The organism is Corynebacterium sp. HMSC072A02 (genome assembly GCF_001810085.1).
Classification (GTDB): domain Bacteria; phylum Actinomycetota; class Actinomycetes; order Mycobacteriales; family Mycobacteriaceae; genus Corynebacterium; species Corynebacterium hesseae.
On sequence record NZ_KV799859.1, the window covers coordinates 1 to 716 of the forward strand.

At 63.7% G+C, this 716-nt stretch carries 1 protein-coding gene; it reads left to right on the top strand.

Annotation, left to right across the window (positions count from 1 at the left end; all coding sequences use genetic code 11):
• Window positions 1–507, top strand: a 507-nt coding sequence (locus tag HMPREF2698_RS08580; RefSeq protein ID WP_070563727.1) for an inositol monophosphatase family protein, incomplete at its 5' end; no start/stop codon positions are given.
• Window positions 508–716: the final 209 nt, after the last annotated feature.

Genomic DNA, 716 nt, shown 5'->3' on the forward strand with positions numbered 1-716 from the left:
ACGAAGAATTTCGTCCGCGGCGTTCCCGTCTGGGCCACGCTCATCGCCCTGCTGGAGGACGGCGAGCCGGTCGTCGCCGTCGTCTCCGCCCCAGCCTTGCGCCGCCGCTGGTACGCGGCCAAAGGTGGCGGCGCCTACCGTGTCTTCGGCGGGGAGCCGAAACGCCTGCGCGTTTCCGAGGTCTCCAAACTGGAAGATGCCTCCCTGGCCATGAGCTCCTTGTCTGGGTGGCGGCCGAACCGCGACGCTTTCATCTCATTCACGGACAAGGTGTGGCGTTTGCGCGGCTACGGCGACTTCTGGAATTACTGTCTAGTGGCCGAAGGTGCCGTCGACATCGCTGCCGAGCCCGAGGTCTCCCTGTGGGACCTAGCAGCCCCAGCGCTTCTTGTGACTGAGGCCGGTGGACGCTTCACTAACGTCCGCGGCGAAAACGGCCCCCACGGCGGCTCAGCACTTGCATCCAACGGCAAGCTTCACGACGCCGCCCTCACCGCCCTCTCTTAGGCCCCGCGCAGCACCCCAGCGCCGCGGGCCGGTGCCGCACCCCAGCGGATCGTGTTCCGAAGGTCATTTCGATCATTTAGTGCCCCAGATCTTTAAAGATCTGGGGCACTATTTGTTAGAAACGTACTCTCCCAGCCACGCGCCCGCGGCTCCGTGACCGTTTTCGCAAACAAGCCCCTTCAGAACGCAAGTTTTTCGGCCTTATTTAC